13 protein-coding genes and 1 pseudogene are annotated in these 17,242 nt (G+C 44.5%); 8 read left to right on the top strand and 6 right to left on the bottom strand.

Annotated features, from left to right (window positions below; genetic code table 11):
* The first annotated feature begins 64 nt into the window (after nt 1–64).
* Genes ACQKMP_RS26910 through ACQKMP_RS26895 form a run of 4 tightly spaced genes read left to right on the top strand, consistent with a single transcriptional unit; the run spans nt 65 to nt 4,282 of the window.
* Entirely contained in the window at nt 65–1,039 is a 975-nt protein-coding gene (locus ACQKMP_RS26910) for a DUF4430 domain-containing protein (protein ID WP_427471967.1), read from the top strand.
* A complete protein-coding gene (locus ACQKMP_RS26905; RefSeq protein ID WP_427471965.1) occupies nt 1,039–1,929 on the top strand; it encodes an energy-coupling factor transporter transmembrane component T in 891 nt (296 codons plus the stop codon). The genes ACQKMP_RS26910 and ACQKMP_RS26905 overlap by 1 nt, the downstream gene beginning before the upstream one ends.
* Nucleotides 1,902–3,572: an ABC transporter ATP-binding protein gene (locus tag ACQKMP_RS26900; RefSeq protein WP_427471963.1), complete on the top strand. Its 1,671-nt coding sequence runs from the start codon at nt 1,902–1,904 to the stop codon at nt 3,570–3,572. The genes ACQKMP_RS26905 and ACQKMP_RS26900 overlap by 28 nt, the downstream gene beginning before the upstream one ends.
* On the top strand, nt 3,554–4,282 hold the full coding sequence (locus tag ACQKMP_RS26895; RefSeq protein ID WP_042184957.1) for an ECF transporter S component: 729 nt from the start codon (nt 3,554–3,556) through the stop codon (nt 4,280–4,282). The genes ACQKMP_RS26900 and ACQKMP_RS26895 overlap by 19 nt, the downstream gene beginning before the upstream one ends.
* A gap of 395 nt (nt 4,283–4,677) precedes the next feature.
* Here the strand turns inward: ACQKMP_RS26895 and ACQKMP_RS26890 are convergent, their stop codons facing one another.
* The 5 genes from ACQKMP_RS26890 to ACQKMP_RS26870 all read right to left on the bottom strand — a co-directional run bounded on the left by ACQKMP_RS26890 (nt 4,678) and on the right by ACQKMP_RS26870 (nt 11,353).
* Entirely contained in the window at nt 4,678–6,102 is a 1,425-nt protein-coding gene (locus tag ACQKMP_RS26890) for a HAMP domain-containing sensor histidine kinase (RefSeq protein ID WP_427471961.1), read from the bottom strand.
* Nucleotides 6,099–6,776 (bottom strand): response regulator transcription factor, encoded by a 678-nt coding sequence (locus ACQKMP_RS26885; protein WP_405175669.1) that lies wholly within the window; start codon nt 6,774–6,776, stop codon nt 6,099–6,101. The genes ACQKMP_RS26890 and ACQKMP_RS26885 overlap by 4 nt, the downstream gene beginning before the upstream one ends.
* A gap of 59 nt (nt 6,777–6,835) precedes the next feature.
* Entirely contained in the window at nt 6,836–8,809 is a 1,974-nt protein-coding gene (locus ACQKMP_RS26880; RefSeq protein ID WP_427471959.1) for a serine hydrolase domain-containing protein, read from the bottom strand.
* Nucleotides 8,810–9,095: 286 nt separating this feature from the next.
* Nucleotides 9,096–10,370, bottom strand: a complete 1,275-nt coding sequence (locus tag ACQKMP_RS26875) for an MFS transporter (protein ID WP_427471957.1) — start codon at nt 10,368–10,370, stop codon at nt 9,096–9,098.
* 77 nt (nt 10,371–10,447) lie between these two features.
* Nucleotides 10,448–11,353, bottom strand: a complete 906-nt coding sequence (locus ACQKMP_RS26870; protein WP_427471955.1) for an ArsR/SmtB family transcription factor — start codon at nt 11,351–11,353, stop codon at nt 10,448–10,450.
* 219 nt (nt 11,354–11,572) lie between these two features.
* On the opposite strand from ACQKMP_RS26870, the gene ACQKMP_RS26865 reads away from it, so the two are divergent.
* Nucleotides 11,573–12,925: an MATE family efflux transporter gene (locus ACQKMP_RS26865; RefSeq protein WP_427471954.1), complete on the top strand. Its 1,353-nt coding sequence runs from the start codon at nt 11,573–11,575 to the stop codon at nt 12,923–12,925.
* A 19-nt stretch (nt 12,926–12,944) separates the two neighbouring features.
* Nucleotides 12,945–15,275, top strand: coding sequence for a bifunctional glutamate--cysteine ligase GshA/glutathione synthetase GshB (gene gshAB, locus ACQKMP_RS26860; protein WP_427471952.1), 2,331 nt, complete (start codon nt 12,945–12,947; stop codon nt 15,273–15,275).
* An 81-nt stretch (nt 15,276–15,356) separates the two neighbouring features.
* Here gshAB and ACQKMP_RS26855 read toward each other — a convergent pair whose 3' ends face one another.
* Nucleotides 15,357–15,800: a hypothetical protein gene (locus ACQKMP_RS26855; RefSeq protein ID WP_339244967.1), complete on the bottom strand. Its 444-nt coding sequence runs from the start codon at nt 15,798–15,800 to the stop codon at nt 15,357–15,359.
* A gap of 157 nt (nt 15,801–15,957) precedes the next feature.
* Here ACQKMP_RS26855 and ACQKMP_RS26850 point away from each other — a divergent pair, with 157 nt between their 5' ends.
* A complete protein-coding gene (locus ACQKMP_RS26850; protein WP_427471950.1) occupies nt 15,958–16,101 on the top strand; it encodes a hypothetical protein in 144 nt (47 codons plus the stop codon).
* Nucleotides 16,102–17,241: pseudogene (locus ACQKMP_RS26845) on the top strand (glycoside hydrolase family 5 protein); the annotation flags it as partial. It lies immediately after the preceding gene.
* Between the last annotated feature and the right edge of the window lies 1 nt (nt 17,242).

Here is a 17,242-nt window from a genome sequence, read left to right as displayed (position 1 = left end):
TAAAGAGATAAGCAAGGGTAGCATGTATACCCTTGCTTATTATTTAAGGTGGGGAACTTAAGAAATGAACAAGAAAAAATGGCTAACAGCGATACTAATTATTGGTGTGTTGGCGATTGCCTTCTTTTGGGGCGGGAATTATCAGAAGAGCCCGAACAAGGTTGCGAGTAACAGTGTTGAGTCTCAAGTTGTAGAATCAGCCAATACGGCCTCCAATCAGAATGTTGATGTAGAGCCTACAACCTCAAGTGATGCCGAGACAACGGAGATAGCTCCTACAGCTACACCTGGTGAAACAGCTAAGCCTAAGCCCGTTGAAACGTTAAAACCAACTGAAGAGGTAACGCCAACCGAAACTGCGGTAACAGAGGTTGAAAAGCCGACTGCAACACCTAAATCGGATACACAGGCACAACCGACCGCAACACCGAAAGCGGCTAAAACGTCCGTGCCGGAAACGAAAGCGACGGCAAAACCAGTAATCAAACCGGATTCAAAAGTAGCGACAACAGAAACAAAGCTGGAACCGAAAAAGGATAAATTCCTTACCGATCCAGTACCGAGCGGGAAACCTAAGCCCGTGGAATGGCAAGATGCAACGGTAGATAAGAAGAAGCAATTAACGGCTACTTTGTCCGTGTCGGCAGCAACGATTTTAGATAATATGGATATTTTCAATAAGGATAAGGTTGAAGTATTGCCGGCAGATGGTATCATTTATAAAGCGCAGAAGGTAACCTTTTATGAAGGTGAGTCTGTATTTGATGTTTTGCTAAGAGAGATGAAGAAGAATAAAATCCATATGGAATTCAGCATGACTCCGATCTATAACAGTAATTATATTGAAGGCATAAACAATCTGTATGAATTTGATGCTGGAGAGCTTAGTGGATGGATGTACAAAGTAAATGGCTGGTTCCCTAACTACGGCAGTAGTCGTTATGTTCTCAAGGATGGCGATGTCGTTGAATGGGTATACACTTGTGATTTAGGTCGAGATGTAGGTGGTTATGTAGCCACAGGAGGAGCTCAGAAATAATGAAGGATAGCTTTTCTACCTTTCATCCGTTTGTGAATTTTCTATATTTTGTCGTTGTATTGCTGTTTAGCATGGTGTTCATGCATCCCATATTTCAGGTGATTGCGCTTATCAGTGCAGTGGTCTACTCCTTTATGTTAAAAGGAAAGAAAGCCGTTCGATTTAATCTGCTGTACATGGTTCCTTTTCTACTATTTATGGCGATTATGAACCCTGTTTTTAATCATCAAGGGGTAACGATCTTGTTCTATTTGAACAATGGAAATCCCATTACGAAGGAATCCATTCTTTATGGCGTAGCAGCGGCGTGCATGTTTGTAACGGTAATCATATGGTTCTCCTGTTATAACGTCGTGATGACCTCGGATAAGTTTATTTATATATTCGGAAAAATACTGCCGGCACTGTCGTTGATTTTTTCGATGGTGCTTCGTTTTGTTCCTAGATATTTAGCGCAAATCAAGGTGATTTCGAATGCCCAAAAATGTATTGGCCGGGATGTTACGCAGGGAAATCTCCTCGCGCGAGCGCGGAATGGGATTACGATCCTATCGATAATGACCACCTGGGCCCTGGAAAATGCGATTGAGACGGCGGATTCCATGAAGTCAAGAGGATATGGATTGCCTGGACGTACAAGCTTTTCGATCTTCTGTCTAGATGCCCGGGACAAAGTAGCCCTCTTGATCATGACAGGCTTAATTGCGATGGTAGCTATCGGCGCAGCAATGGGTGAGAACACGATGAGATATTATCCGTCGATTAAAGCGAGCGCAATTACACCTTTTAGTATCCTTGTATATGTCGCTTATTTTGCGCTATGTATGATCCCTGTGCTCATCAATATGGTGGAGGCAATGAAATGGAAATCTATCGAATCGAAGAACTAAGCTTTGCTTTTCCTGAACAAGAGCAGATGGCTCTTTCGAATATCAATCTTACGATTGCAAGCGGAGACTTTATTACTGTGTGTGGAAAGTCAGGCTGCGGCAAAAGTACTTTACTAAGACAACTGAAAACAATCCTAACCCCACATGGCAAACGCCAAGGGGCGATTTATTATAAGGGTCAACCTGTAGAAGAGATCGATCAACGGACACAAGCAGCGGAAATCGGTTATGTACTCCAAAGTCCGGACAATCAAATTGTGACAGACAAGGTGTGGCATGAGTTGGCCTTTGGCCTTGAAAGCTTAGGTTATGACAATTCTACGATTCGTTTGCGCGTGGCTGAGATGGCGAGCTTTTTCGGAATTCAGACCTGGTTCCATAAAAGTGTGACTGAGCTATCGGGTGGCCAGAAGCAGCTACTCAATTTAGCAGCGATTATGGCTATGCATCCCTCGGTTCTAATCCTTGATGAGCCTACCTCTCAGCTAGATCCCATCGCCGCTTCCGATTTTTTGGAGACGGTCAAAAAGATTAATCGCGAGCTTGGAACAACCGTTATCATGACCGAGCATCGTCTAGAGGATGTTCTTCCGCTTACAGATCGGCTGATTGTGCTGAATGAGGGCATCGTGATTGCTGATGATACCCCGCAAAGGGTGGGAGAAGCTCTAAGCAAGCTGAACCATCCGATGTTTCTGTCCATGCCCTCACCGATGCAAATTTACGCAGGCGTAGAGAATGACTTACCATGGCCTGTTACAGTAAAGGAAGGACGCCAATGGTTGGATGCTTTTCTAGAGGATAAGACACCTGCAGCGATCGCTGAATCTCAGCCAAGCTCGAAAGTGGACGGCCCTGTAGTCATAAAGTTTAAGGATGTATGGTTTAAATATAATAAACACGGATCGGACATCATTAAAGATTTGTCTTTAGAAGTAAAGCAAGGGCAGTTCTATTGCATTGTTGGTGGGAATGGAACAGGGAAGACATCAACACTCTCCTTGATGAGCGGCATCCTTCAGCCCTATCGAGGGAAGGTTCTAATCGGTGGAAAGAACCCAGCAAAAATGAATGCCAAAGAACTGTTTACTAACAATCTGGGCATCCTCCCGCAAAATCCGCAAACCTTATTTGTGAAAAAAACAGTCGAGCTAGATTTATACGAAATGTTATCTCAGCTTCCTTTAACGAAGGAAGAAAAGGTGGCTAAAGTTGAGGCTGTGGTTAAGTTCGCAGAACTGGAACATCTTCTCTCGATGCATCCGTATGATCTTAGCGGGGGAGAACAGCAGCGTGCGGCGCTGGCCAAGGTGCTTTTGTTAGAGCCAAAGATTCTGCTGCTGGATGAACCGACGAAGGGACTGGACGGACCTTTTAAAGAGAAATTAGCTTTATTCTTACAGAAGCTTAATGCTGAAGGTGTTACCATCGTAATGGTTTCGCATGATGTTGAATTCTGTGCCAAATATGCGGAGGTCTGCGCCATGTTCTTTGATGGAAATATCATCACTACGAATGAAGCCCAGAAGTTTTTTGCGGGAAACAGCTTCTATACGACTGCCGCCAACCGTATGGCGCGTCATGTATGGAGTGAGGGAGTAACGATAGGGGGTGTGATTGGTTTATGTCAACGAAGCAGGTAACGGGTCGTCGTTTGAGTCGTCGAACTTTATTAGCGGGACTGCTAATCTTTATAGTTATTCCAGCTACAATTTTGTTAGGTATCTTTGTCCTAGATGATCGCAAATATTACTTTATCAGCCTATTGATCGTCCTCTACACGATGATTCCGTTTGCGTTGGTGTTCGAGAATCGGAAGCCGCAGGCGAGGGAACTCATCGTCATAGCGGTGCTAGCAGCTATTGCCGTTGCTGGACGCGCAGCCTTTTTCATGTTGCCGCAGTTTAAGCCGGTTGTTGCCATTGTCATCATCGCAGGGGTGAGTTTGGGAGCTGAGGCAGGATTTCTGGTCGGTGCTGTTGCGGGCTTCGTCTCCAATTTCTTCTTTGGGCAGGGACCTTGGACGCCTTGGCAAATGTTTTGTTTTGGCATCATTGGCTTCCTGGCGGGCATTTTCTTCAAGAAGGGTCTGCTTAAAAAGACTAAGCTATCGCTGTGTATATTCGGAGGGCTAGCGACATTCTTGGTATATGGTGGCATTATCAATATAGGCTCGCTGATGATGTTCACTTCTGAGTTCTCATTATCGGCGTTGATGACGACTTATGTTTCCGCCTTTTGGTTTGATATGGTGCATGCCATCTCGACGGTGGTGTTCCTCTTTTTCATTGCTAACCCTATGATTGAAAAGTTGGATCGGATAAAAACGAAGTATGGGTTGATTGAGCCTTAGGTTTTGGGATTGGGTGTTTGGCGTTTTAAGTGCTGCGCATTGCGCTGGCGGACGCTCCGAGAACGGACTGTTGTTACAATCGCTGTTGTGTCCAGATTTTTTTGGATTTTTCCCCCTAGGGTAAAATCCGGACACAAAGGCGAACGCTCCGCTTTTCCACAATCAGTCCGTTCTCTCCGCTGCTATCAGCGCGAAACCCAAATCCAACATCGAAGAAAGGCTCAAAGAACCCCCCTTCGGTTTTTAGCCGAAGTAGAGGGAGAAAGTGCCAGTGGCTGTTATACGCTCCACTGAGACAAGCAACTGAGAAGAGAATATACCTAGTCGCGATGCTCCTAGATCTAACCTTAAAAAACAGGCGATGCTCCGGTCTACCGGTATCGCCTGTTTTTTGATTATTCTCTTACGATATCCATAGGTGCTGAGTTATCTTCAAAGGGCTTAAGGCTCTTTCGGCTGGGAGCAGACGGGAAAACGGGCAACCTGACGATAATCGTCGTTCCCTCTCCGATAGCACTGTCTACCTCTATCCTTCCTTGATGCAGAGAGACAATTTTTTTAACGATCGCAAGTCCAAGACCGTTGCCATTGTTGTTTCCGTTCCGCGACTTGTCTATTTTATAAAATCTTTGGAATACGGCATTGAACTCTTCCGGGGACATCCCGATTCCATTATCGCTGATGGTGACGGATACTTCTGCTGCACTACTATCTATACTGATGCGGATATTCCCGCCTACCGGTGTGAATTTGATGCTGTTGCTGAGCAAATTCATCCATACTTGCTTCAGCTGATCTTCATCACCCTTAAATTTGACCGCTTCCGGCAGCTCTAGATCGATAACGATGCCTTTGGCTGACCATTGGGGCTCACAGGTCACAACGATGGTTCTAATCTGCTCGTCAAGATTGAAGGAACTTGCGTTGAAGGGATGATGTTCAGAATCCAGGGAAGCGAGCTTCAGTAAATTATCACTTAGCCTCGACAGACGTTCACTCTCCGCAATGATGATATCAAGATATTCGCTGCGTTCCTCTTCCACGATCAAATCATGGTTCTGCAACGCCTTGGCAAAGCCGGAAATGGACGTAAGCGGTGTCTGGATTTCATGAGAAACGTTGGATACGAAATCCTGCCTCATTTGTTCCAACTGCTTCAGCTCCCCTGCCATCTCCACATAGCTTTGTGTCAATTCCCCGATTTCATCTATTCGGTTCACTTTAAGCTCCACCTCGAAATCCCCCTTGGCCAGTCTTTTTGTCGCATTCGTCAGTGCTTTGATCGGCTCCACCAAATATCTGGCGGCAATAAGAATGCATACGCTACCCAGCAAAAGCACGAGCAAAAGCACAAAGAGCACCATCCGATTGACGATATTTTCGTTCTCAGCAGAATACTGCAAGAACATCGCACGCCACTCTCCGTTCAACATAAAGGGCATCCCGATAAAAATATCCTTATCTTCCGCGGAGGAACGGTAGAGCTTTCCTTGCAGTACTTGTTTGATAGCTTCGGGGGGGACAGTGACAGCCGGACTACCCTTGAGCCCATAAAAGGTATGTTCTCCGGCATGATTGTACAGGTGGATAGGGTGTGCGGATACCTTAACCATACTATTCAGGAACTCGTCCGTATCTTTAGGTTTGGCGTCATCATAGCGGTGAATGATCTCTTTTCCCACTACGATCATTTCATTCTGTCCCTCATAACTTATTTGTTTCTGAAAGACATACAAGCCAATGAAAAAGGAACAGATTAGACTAAAGATGATGATGCCCAGAAACGTGAGAATGACGCGTACATACAATGTCTTGATCATGGCATAGGGATCAGCCGATATCCCAGGCCGCGGGCCGTTTCGATTTGAAATTGCTCGCCCTTGCCGCTGAATTTCTCCCTCAACCGACTTATATGCACATCTACAGTCCGGCCGTCTCCTTCATAATTCAATCCCCAGATTTGAAGAATCAACTGTTCTCTTGTGAAGATTTGCCCAGGATGGCTGGCCAGCAGAAACAGCAGCTCAAATTCCTTCAAAGGAATTGTGACCGGTTCTTCACCACGCGTGACCTGAAAAGTGCGCCGGTTGAGCGTCACATTACCCAACTGCACGGACTGGGAAGAAACGACCAGCGAGCGTTTAAGCAAAGCTTTTACTCGCATTACCAATTCAAGCGGATCAAATGGTTTCGTTAGATAGTCATCCGTACCAAGTTGAAAGCCTTTCACTTTGTGTGCGGATTCCGCTTTAGCCGTCACCATGAGGAGGGGGATGTTGGCATCCCAGCGCCTGATTTCTCTGCATAGATCCCAACCATCCAATCCTGGCATCATAATATCTAGAATGACGAGATCGACACGCGAGTTCTGTATAATGGACAGAGCTTTGGTACCATCCCTGGCTTCTTTGAGGTCAAAACCTTCTTTTCGCAAAAATAAAGACATTAGCTTTCGGATATTATCATCATCATCAGCGATAAGTATAGTAGCCACGATTTTCCTCCTCTATTAAGCTTTCATTATATCTGATTTGTACTTGGCAAGTAATGGTGTTATCCGAACTGCCAACCCAACAGGTTCCAATAGTAGAAGAACAGAGTCATCGCCACAGCCGAAAGCGTCACTAACGTATAATGCACACGCTTAAAAGCTGTCCAGTATTTATTCTTCCAAACCAGTATAGCCGAGATTAGTAAAGCTAAAGTCAGACCAACCAAAATGATTGGCATAACTAAACTGAGAGAAAGCGAAAGACTGATCCCGCTGAACTTCTGCATCATGTCCATGGACATAACCACCATAAATATCGTGACGAAAGATAGCAGCGCCCAAGCAGCAGTTCCCGTAGATAGGCGGATGGCCCACTTTTCAGGTGGCGTCATCGCCTTAATCTTGCGTCTGGAGAAGATTAGTCCGAGCAATGCAGTGATGAAAATCAACCCCGAGAACCCTAGTATGATAAGCCAAAATTTATTCTGATCCAAGAGAGGCGTACGCTCCAGCGGCATATCAGGTGCCATCCCTAAGATCATATGTGTAACCTTACCGGACTCATTCGTGCGGAAGGCAATTTGTTCGGTACCTCCCTCGAGTTGGAACATATTCGGACTGACTTCACGATACAATTGTTGTTCACTACCACTTCCCAAGGATAGCTTATTATCCTCAACCGAGACATTCAGCTGAGCGAAAAAATTGAAAAATTTATCAATATCACTGATGTTTCTGCGGGTAAATTGATAGGCTCCTGCAAATTTCTGAATAGATTCATCAGAAGCGATGAATTCAGCCTGACTCGCATCAGGAGCAGGGTAGTAGCGGTTGAAAAAGGCTTGGATGAGGTCTGCTGCGGAATCACCGCCCTCACCGCCGTTGTAGGATACAAAGATGCCTACATGCTTGGCAGGCACAAGATACAATCCCGTATTAAACATGGGGTCAGAACCACCATGAGTGATCAGCGTGAGCCCATTGATTTGTTTCTCTGCGAACCCAAGATCCACCCCCGGCAGACGTTTATCAAATTGAAACGCCGTTGAATGCATTAGTTCTGCCGTCTCGGGTCTCAGAATCTGCTGGTCTCCATATTTCCCGTTCTGCAGATGGGCGATCATGAAATGCGTCATATCTACTGCTGATACTGTACCCGAGCCGGCAGGACGAAAGCCGCCCTCGAAGGTAGGTGTACCTGGAATAAAACTACCGTTCTCGCTGTTGTACCCCACAACTTTGTTGGGCATGAATGACTCCGGCAAAGGTTCTACTACAGTCGAATATTTCATGTCGAGCGGATCAAAAATATATTTCTTTATATAATCATTGTAAGGAATACCGCTAACTTCCTCTACAATTAGACCTGCGAGTGTAGCTCCGTAGTTCGAATAAGAACTTATCTGTCCGGGTGGTCTTACTCGTGCCAACATATGCTTATTGAGTGTTTCCGAGATTGACCCCGGCAATTTGGCAGGGTCTGTAGTGATTTGATAACCAACTCCACCTTCTTCGAACCCTGCTGTATGTGTCATCAAATGGCGCATAGTGATAGGTTCAGGATAAGTAGCAGGGATCTTCACTGATTTCAGGTAGGTGTTAATATCCGTGTCTAGATCAATTTTGCCTTGCTCGACCAGTTGCATCACCGCTGTCCAGGTGAACAGCTTTGTCGTTGAAGCAATTCGAAACATGCTGGTTATCGGGTCAACGGGTGCTGCCTTTTTCAGATTGGAACTTCCATAACCTTTGGCCAAAATAATCTTGTCGTCTTTTACGATGGAGATGACCGCTCCCGGAATTTGCAGCCGATTCATATCTTTTTCCATGATGCCATCAACGAAGGTGGTCAGACTCTCGGTATCATCGAGATTGGCAGGGGCTTCAGTCTGAGTTAAAGTTAGCGCGGTTTGATCCGTCTTAGTCTCGGCCGATGCCTGTTTCTCGGGCAACACCAGGCTTGCGCCTAATCCGGCACTAATCACAGCCAATAGGGTTAGACCAACGATCAGTCTTTTTTTTATATAAGTTAACATTATTATCCTCCGCATCATCATTTATTGGGTTTGGATGATCATCCACCTAACGCTTATAGACATTATCAGAGTAGTGTGAATGGAACGTTAACAAGACTATAAAAAAACAGACTGCCATCCGCCGCCATCAACGACAGTGGGTAGTCTATTGTGAAAAAATTAAAAATCCGGTTTCCTTTTTTACCTGATAAATTAAAATAAACAGCGGTAGTTTAGGACGGGATTTCCTTGTCCTAAACTACCGCTGTTTCTATTAGAATCAGTGAACTCTTCTACATATCCCCACTTATCGTTCAGTTACAACACCTTGTGACGGAACTTCCACAACGGGTCGCCTATGGGTAGCCTCAAGGGTGGAAAGGTCACCATCCAGCGCTTTTAGTCCGGGGAGCAGCAAGGCTGCGCTAGCACAGAGCATTGGAAGCAGTCCGGCGATTACAAAAAGTGCGGGCACCCCATAATGCTGGGCAATCGCGCCACCGGCAAAAGCACCAAAAGGCTGCAAGCCGCCACCGATCAGAAAGCGAATAGAATTGACTCTTCCTTGCAGATGGCTCGGAACTAGACGTCCATGGAGTGAAGAGCTTAAGGAACCGAAGAAGGGACCTAACGTCCCAGTAGCAAATACAGCGGCGAGAGCAAAAGAAAAACTAGGGAATAACCCCCATAAGGTAGTCACTAAACCTATGGTCCCCAGACTGCTAAGCATGACAAGCCGTCTTTTTTTAATTTCCCCTATCATGGAAATCACACTTAGCCCGACTAAGGTTCCCAGTGCGAAAACTGTACTTAGCGTGCCCATCGTGGCCGCATCGCGGTGGAGCACTTCGCGTACAAAAGGGACCATCATCGTCCAGACGGCAATTGAGCTTAAATTACTGATGGAGGCCATGATCATAATCGTAAGCATTGCAGGAAATTGTTTATAGAAGGTAAAACCCTCGGCTATCTCGCGAACGTAAACGGTGATGGAGAAACTACCTGGGGCTGGAGAAGGTTTCGGTAGCTTTTGTAAGCACAGCAAGGTAGTGATGGCGGCTGCATAACATATCATGTTGATGCCAAGGGCGGGCAGCGCTCCACTAGCAGCGGTCAACGCACCTGCTAAGGCAGGCCCCAGCAGGACTGCTGCGCTTTTGCTGCCATCAATGATAGCAAAAGCTCGCACCAGCTTCCGGCTGTCGGCAACGCCAGGAATAACAGCCATCGCTGTTGGCATGAACAATGCGGCGCAAGATCCGCTGAGACCCGCGGCGACAAACAGATGCCACAGCTGCAATTGGCCAGCCAGGCCCATGCCGAGTGGCAGTGCTATAGCCAACAAGCGAATGGCTGCCAAGCAGGCCATAAAACGGATCCGGTGCAGCCGATCGGACAACGGTGAACCGAGCAAGCGCAACAGCAGCTCAGGTATGCCGGAGCTGAGCGCGAGTGCTCCCATCGCTAGCTTAGAACCGGTTAGCTCATAGACGAGCCATTCCATAGCCAGTAAGCCAAAAGCATCTCCAAAAGCGCTTAAAGTGATGGTGGAGAGTAGACCATAATAGCTGCGTTTTATCATTGCTTGGTAGCTCCTTTCTTAAAATAAGAAAGTATAAGTTTTGCGCCTATACTATTTTATATTTCTCGCAAATACGCTTAACTCTCCAGATACGCCCCAATCTGCTGAGGCAGCCCGTTTAACGCTTCTAATCGCAGGCTGTACGATGCGTTTCTAACATTGGTATGGACAATGACCAGCCCAGCTGCACGCAGTGCGATAAGATGGTAGTGGATTGTGCTTTTAGAAAGTCCTACCTCACGCACGATTTCTGTGAAATTGAGCTGCTTGCCTGTGAGCAAACGAAGGATATACAGCCGGGTCTCATCTGACAACGCACGGGTAAGGCGGAGTAATGCAGGCGCAGGCCGTCCAGCTTCCGGAGGGAGAACATCACAAGAGTAGCTGGTGAATACGAATTCATCATACATAGCGGTCGTAACCAGTGGACGAGCATGATATTGCGGAATGATAATGACCTGCTTCAGATGTTCGGTTGGATAAAGGCGCATTCCAGCAGTAGCTGCTTCAAAGACTTCCATATCATTGTTCCCGCTTAGCATCGCGCGTCTTGATTCGGCTTCCTGCTCAAGCCCTTTGATGATATTAGGATCGATTCCACTGAAGTATCCCGCGTTCCATTCGCGTAGGATGTCAGCGGCAGTGTCCCTAAGCTCTGCAAGATTGGAAGGGACCGATTGGCCGAAACGTCCGGATATTTCATACAGTTCGCCCGAAGATAAACCATCGAACCATTCCAAAAACCCCTCTACCGATCGCTCTCCCGGACAGCACCAAATATAGGGAGCCAAACTGAAATCATCAAGTTTCTTAACGACTTCCTGCATTTTACGTAGCAGCATTGGCGCGAATCTGGCTTGAACATCGCGTACCCAGAGCTTACCGGAATCCATGGCAGTATGGTTCTGCTTACTTAGAAAAGCAGTCATACTACTAACACATTCATACATGGGTGCAAAATCGACCTCTACTTTATAATCCAAGAGCTGCTCCATTCTTTCAGTGAAATACTGAACTTGTTATTAGTTCTATAAATATAGAACTGATCGTTGGTTTTATTCTAAACGAACTAATCGTTCTTTTCAATAGCCATTTCGCCGAAAAATCCGAACTCAAAATATTGTTCACATATAATCAATTGATTATATAAGTGTGTGGTTATATAATGGATTTGAAATTAGATGAAGAAGGTGTAATTAGACTTGAAGGACTTGAAGTACACAAACGATTTGACTCAGGGTCCTATTATGCCTACCTTAATGAAATTAACGCTTCCGATTATTGCGACGAATTTCATCTCTACTACTTATGGTCTAGTCGATATGATTTGGGTTGGAAGATTAGGAAGTGGTCCGGTTGCCGCGATTGGTACAGCGAGTTTTTTCATTAATCTAGCGATTGCTTTATCGACTATGGTTACGATCGGCACAGGGATTAAGGTGGCGCATTGTATGGGATCTGGTCAGTTAGAGAAGGCTAAATCTTATATAAAGAACGGATTTATGATGTCTATTTTATTAGGACTTCTCTATATGAGTTTAGTGCTACTAACCAAGAATCAGTTGATTGGTTTTTTTGATCTTGGAAGTGATGAAGTAGAGCGGATGGCTAGACAATTTCTAGTGATTTCGATATTTGGATCGGTATTTTCTATCGTGAATACGTTATTCGCAACTCTCTTAAACGCTATGGGAAATAGTAAACAACCGTTTCAGATCTTCTCCATTGGTCTTATGGTTAATATTGTCCTTGATCCATTTTTGATTTTTGGCTGGGGCAGTTTTGAAGGATGGGGAGTAGCGGGGGCAGCTATTGCAACATTAACGGCGAACATTTTGGTTACGGCTCTTTTTATCGTGAAGACAAGAAAGTCAGAACTCATTTCAAACACATCCGCGTGGGACAGTCGTCAAATGAAAGAAGTCATCCGCATGGGGCTACCGATAACGATCCAACGGGTCACCTTTACGATCATATCGATCATCATTGCCAAGATCATTGTACGATTTGGAGCGGATGCTATTGCGGTTCAAAAAGTAGGAATCCAAATTGAATCCATTTCCTATATGACCATTGGCGGACTACAGGGAGCTATTGCTGCCTTTTTTGGTCAAAATTATGGAGCACGTCGCTTCGATCGTATTAGGCAGGGGTATCGTCAGGCCTTAATTTTAACCTCCATTTTTGGCGTGATCGTGTCGCTTATATTTATTGCGTTCCCGCAGCAGCTATTTTCATTGTTTTTATCAGACCAGACAAGTTTGGAATTGGGCGCAGATTATATGCGGATCATCGGTTACTCACAATTATTCATGTGTATGGAATTGATGACAGTAGGTGCTTTTAACGGCATGGGTCAAACCCACATCCCACCGATCTTTAGTATTTCATTTACTGCACTCCGAATTCCACTAGCCTTACTCTTATCCGAACCTTTTGGCTTGAATGGGGTGTGGATGTCGATTGCGCTAAGCAGTGTGTTCAAGGGTGTTATTCTTGTGTTCTGGTTTAGAAGATCTTTGTTCAGAATGAATAAACAGCAGGCAAACTACTAAGCAAAGGATGAGAGTAGGAATGGCTTTATTAAATCGTAAACTCATACAGCTTTTAAAGGATAACCATTTGATTAAGGAGATTTTTCACGGAGAATTTGGACTGGAAAAAGAAAATGTCAGAGTGGATCCAGAGGGAAGACTTGCGCTGACACCACATCCAAAAGTCTTTGGAAACAAGCTGGAGAACCCCTACATTCAAACGGATTTCTCAGAGAGTCAGGTTGAAATGGTGACACCCACTTTTGATTCTATTGAAGAGACTTATAACTTTCTGGAGGCGCTGCAGGATATTGTGTCGCTAGAGCTTAATGAAGAATATCTGTGGCCGAGTAGTAATCCTCCCATGCTGCCGAATGATAAGGAAATTCCCATTGCCAAAATGGGTAATCCGGTAGAGGACGAGTATAGACATCAGTTAGCCGATAAGTATGGTCGTAAAAGACAATTGCTGAGTGGGATCCATTATAATTTCTCTTTTGATGAACAATTTCTAAAAAAGCTTCATGATATCGCTGATCCACAAGAGAGTTTTAAAGATTTCAAAGATGCTGCCTATTTAAAAATAGCCCGCAACCTATTGCGATACCGCTGGCTTCTAATCTATTTAACAGGTGCTAGTCCTGTTTTTGATAAGACTTATATGGAGCAATGTGTGGCACGTGGTGAATCAGATGATGAAAAAAGCTTCTATTATCTGAATATGAATTCCCTGCGAAATAGCGAATGTGGGTATCGGAATGAAAAGCCTCTCTATGTATCTTTTGACTCGCTTACCGAATATGTACATGATTTACAAGCGTTGATTGAATCGGAAGAATTATTAAGTGTAAAAGAGTTCTATAGCCCGGTTAGAGTGAAGACGGCAAGAGGTAAACATCCGTTAGAGGAGCTGCTGCAGGATGGGATTGCCTATTTGGAGCTTCGTTTTATTGATCTCAATCCACTCTATAAAATAGGAATTAGCAAAGAATCAATGACTTTCATTCATCTGTTTATCCTGTATATGCTATTAAAAGAGGATGAACCGTTCGGAGTAGAGGATCAGAAGATGGCGAATCTTAATCATGATCAATTGATCATGGAGGGGATCAAAGGCTGTTTGCATGATTACGGAGATTCTTGCGGGACAATGGAACAGAAGGCTTTAATTTGTATGCAAGAAATGCAGGATATGATTCAGCTATTGAACCCAGAGGATAAACAGTTCTCGAACGTTCTGAACGGAGCTAAGGATAAGATTCTAAATCCAGATCAGAGCTTTGCAGGGATTGTGAAGTCGGAAGTTCAACAATCCTCTTTTATTAAATATCATCTGAATAAAGCCAAACAATATGCTAAGGAAAGTCTTGCGAATGGATACGGATTTGTAGGATATGAGGATTTGGAGCTATCTACACAGCTTCTGCTGAAGGCAGCAGTTAAACGTGGGATTAAGTTCCAATTGCTCGATCGGGAAGAGAATTTCGTTGTACTTACGAAAGGCGATCATAAAGAATACGTTAAGCAGGCTACGAAGACATCCCTGGATTCTTACAGCACGGTACTAATTATGGAGAATAAAATTGTTACGAAGGAAGTTCTCAAACAACAAGGCATTCGTGTTCCTTCAGGTGAGGCATTTGGAGATCTGGAAGCGGCAATGAATGCATATGGAACTTATCGTAATAAGCGAATAGTGATCAAACCCAAATCAACCAACTTTGGACTCGGCATTACTATTTTTACAGATGATTTCTCCAAAGAAGATTATCAAAAAGCCTTCGAAATCGCCTTCGAACATGATCGAACAGTGCTGCTTGAGGAATTTATGACGGGGAAAGAATATCGTTTTCTAGTCATGGGCGATGAAGTAGTCGGAGTATTGCACCGGGTTCCGGCGAATGTGGGCGGTGATGGTGTACATACGATTGAAGAGCTGGTCCACGAAAAGAATAAGGATCCGCTAAGAGGTCGTGGCTACAAAACTCCGCTTGAGAAGATTCGGATTGGCGAAGCAGAAGAGATGTTTTTGAAGAATCACACTATGACTTGGAGCGATATTCCTCCATTGAATGAGATCATATACCTGCGGGAGAATTCGAATATTAGTACCGGTGGAGATAGCTTAGACTTTACTGATGAGATTCCGGACAGCTATAAAGATCTAGCCATTCAATCAGCTAAAGCTGCAGGGGCCACTATTTGTGGAGTAGACATGATGATTGATAATATTAGGGAAGAGGCGAAGGGTACCAATTACAGCATTATTGAGATCAATTTTAATCCAGCGATTCATATTCATTGTTATCCTTATAAAGGCAAGAACCGCCAAGCGGATGAACGGATTTTGGATCTGTTGTTTGGAGAATGAACAGAAGCTCAACCAGTACTTTTGGTTGAGCTTCTGTTATTAAACGACACAATTCGCTCATCCACCCGCTGCATATTAATGCTAGAAGTTACCTGCTGCTGCAACGCCGCTAAAGTTTCTGGCTTGGACATTATTAAAGGGATCTGTTGCAGCAGCATTAGTGAAGATCTCCGCCGTGTACTGAATTTGACCTGCTGCGACCGCTGCTGGTGGTGGAACATCTACTGCTGTAAAACCGAAAGCCTCGTTTTCTCTGCTGATTGCAACACCAAATGTTGTGGTGAAAATGATGGTTCCGTTTCTACGAACATTAACGGTATTAGTGTTGAAAAGAGGATTGTTTTCTACTTTTAGAAATCCAGTCAAAAGTATGCGGACATTGCCTTGATTTTCAGCCGATACGCCTGCGGTCTGAATACCAATATCCCCAAAAACAAGGGGAGTCGCTGCTAGTGGAATAACTGCTGGTGTAGCATCGGAAGCAGCTTGGTTGGAAAGTCTTAAATCTACAAACTGAATGGTCATATTATACTCACCTCCTAGAAATAGAATATGAGAGAGTAAGGTTCGACTCTTGGATTCGTATGAAATTCATCAGCTACCTAACTTGTACGGCTTGATTTCCACCCCTTGTGACACTCTTGTAACAGAGATTCGCTACGATAGGCTACGAGGTGAGAAAATGAAGAATTCTAAAGCTTTTATCGTGTTGATCTTATTGTTGGTTGTCGGATGCAGTTCGGTACCACCGCAAGCCAATCCAGAACTGAAGAAAGAAGAGAAGAAGGAAGAAACGAAAGAAAGGAATGAGAAGTTAGCCTTCTGAGATGGCCAGAGAAAAGGAACCAATTTCATGAATTCAAAATCTTTACCGGAAAACTATGATGCTGCGAAAGAGCAGAATATTGAATTCATTCGTTTGGCACCAGATAAATGGGCAAAAGACAGTGACTTTTTATTTAATGACAAACCGGATGCGAACCCGGATAAAGATTTTCTAATAGGGAATGCAGATAAGTATGAAGGGATTGTTGAGGAGGATTTTGCCGAGTTAAAAGCGGACTTAGATGCAGCCGAGGCTCGGGGCTCCAAAGTGGTGCTGACCGTCCTCAGTCTCCCCGGAGATCGCTGGAGGCAGTTCAATAATTACAAAAATGATGATCGGATATGGAAAGATTTCAGTTATCATGAACAAGCGGCAGTGTTTTGGAGGGATCTAGCAAGCCGGTTGAAAGATCATCCTGCGGTAATCGGTTATAACCTGATAAATGAGCCGCATCCAGAGACCGCCACGGGATTTAATGACTTCTGGACACAGGATTACAGCGAATGGTATAGCTCAGTAGAGAACACCCCTGCGGATTTGAATCTTTTATATGAGACGATAGTGACCGCTATTCGTACCGTAGATACCAAGACGCCAATTATCGTAAATTCTGGGCTGTATGCTACGCCTTGGGCCTTTAAATATTTAAAACCGATCGATGATGAAAATGTGTTGTATGCTTTTCATATGTACGAGCCTTACGAGCTAACCAGTCAAAATAAGAAAAAAGGGTTAACCTATGAATATCCTGGAACGATAAAAGTAGGAGAAGATAAAACGGAAAAAGTTTTTAACAAGGAAGCCTTAAAGGAATTTCTGGAACCTGTTGCACAGTGGGCAAAGGAAAATAACATCCCCGCAAACCGGATTGTTGCAGAAGAATTTGGAACGAATCGATTAGTAAAAGGTGCAGATCAATACATGGCTGATTTAATTTCGATTTTTGATGATTTCGGCTGGCACTGGGCGTTTTATGCTTTCCGCGAGGATACTTGGGACGGTATGGATTATGAATTGGGAAGTAAGCCCCCAACCTGGGAATATTGGCAAGCGATAGAGAATGGCGAACAGCCTCCTCGAAAAGTAGTCGATAGCCCAATATGGGAAGTATTGAAGAAAGGACTTAAAGGAAAGGAGTAAA

Origin of the sequence: Paenibacillus sp. NPDC101420 (genome assembly GCF_050277435.1) — a bacterium.
Classification (GTDB): Bacteria; Bacillota; Bacilli; order Paenibacillales; family Paenibacillaceae; genus Paenibacillus_AQ.
This window is presented reverse-complemented; position numbering and strand designations above follow the sequence as displayed.